The sequence below is a fragment of the Microbacterium sp. zg.Y909 genome (genome assembly GCF_024626565.1).
Genome location: NZ_JANJFJ010000678.1, coordinates 1 through 1116 on the forward strand (window position 1 = coordinate 1; position 1116 = coordinate 1116).

Consider the following 1116-nt stretch of genomic DNA (forward strand, 5'->3'; position numbering starts at 1 on the left):
GGAAGACCCACTCCAACGGTGGCGACCACTCGGCGGCGCCCACGCGCGTCGTCTCGGTGTGCCCGGGGGTGCGCCGGGCGGGATCGAGCCAGACGGCATCGACCGAGGGGGAGTCGAACTGCTCGGCTCGGGCGTGGTGCACACGCACCTGCCGGCCGAAGGGGGCGAGGTTGTACGCGGCGATCGCGGCGGTGACCTCGTCGGCCTCGACGGCCTCGACCTCGAGGCCCAGCGCTGCCAGCCCCAGTGCGTCACCGCCGATGCCGCAGCCGAGGTCGGCGACGCGGGAGAATCCGGCATCGCGGAAGCGGCCCGCGTGCCGGGCGGCGACCGACAGTCGCGTTGCCTGCTCGAGCCCCGCGCGGGTGAACAGCATGCGCTCGGCGAACTCGCCGAACTTCGCCTCGGCCTTCACCCGCAGCCGTGCCTGCCCGACGACCGCCGCGACGAGTTCGGGGGAGTGGCCTGCGGCGCGCAGCCGTGAGACGGCCGCCGCGGCTTCGTCTGTCGTGCGGATGCCGCCGGTCGCATCCAGCAGCCGCAGCCCTTCCGGGGTCAGCAACGCGGTCAGTTCGGCGAGCTCCATCCCCTCAGCCTACGGCGACGGCTCGAGCAGGCCCGGCCGGTCGCGCGAGGTCACAGGGCTGGCACTCGCGTTGCGTGAGTGCCAGCGCGCCTCTACACTGGCGTTAGCACTCTCAACAGGTGGGTGCTAACGAGTCTTCAGTTCTAAGAAAGAGGTAGACCGTGTCGGTTTCCATCAAGCCGCTCGAGGACCGCATCGTCATCAAGCAGGTCGAGGCCGAGCAGACGACCGCCAGCGGGCTGGTCATTCCTGACACCGCGAAGGAGAAGCCCCAGGAGGGCGAGGTCGTCGCCGTGGGCCCCGGTCGCATCGACGACAACGGCAACCGCATTCCGCTCGACGTCGCCGTCGGCGATCGCGTGATCTACAGCAAGTACGGCGGGACCGAGGTCAAGTTCGGTGGCGACGAGCTGCTGGTGCTCTCGGCACGCGACGTGCTGGCGGTCGTCGTCCGCTGAGACGCGACTTCTCACGAAGGACCCGGATGCCTGGCATCCGGGTCCTTCGTCGTTCAGCGGCTCTAGGCTGAG

2 protein-coding genes are annotated in these 1116 nt (G+C 70.1%); one reads left to right on the forward strand and one right to left on the reverse strand.

Translation table 11 applies throughout. The annotated features are described in order from the left end of the window. Positions 1-586: class I SAM-dependent methyltransferase (locus NQ160_RS24070; RefSeq protein WP_257517493.1), on the reverse strand; the 586-nt coding region annotated here is incomplete at its 3' end. Positions 587-747: 161 nt separating this feature from the next. Here NQ160_RS24070 and groES point away from each other — a divergent pair. After that, positions 748-1044 (forward strand): co-chaperone GroES, encoded by a 297-nt coding sequence (gene groES / locus NQ160_RS24075; RefSeq protein WP_191719721.1) that lies wholly within the window; start codon positions 748-750, stop codon positions 1042-1044. Positions 1045-1116: the final 72 nt, after the last annotated feature.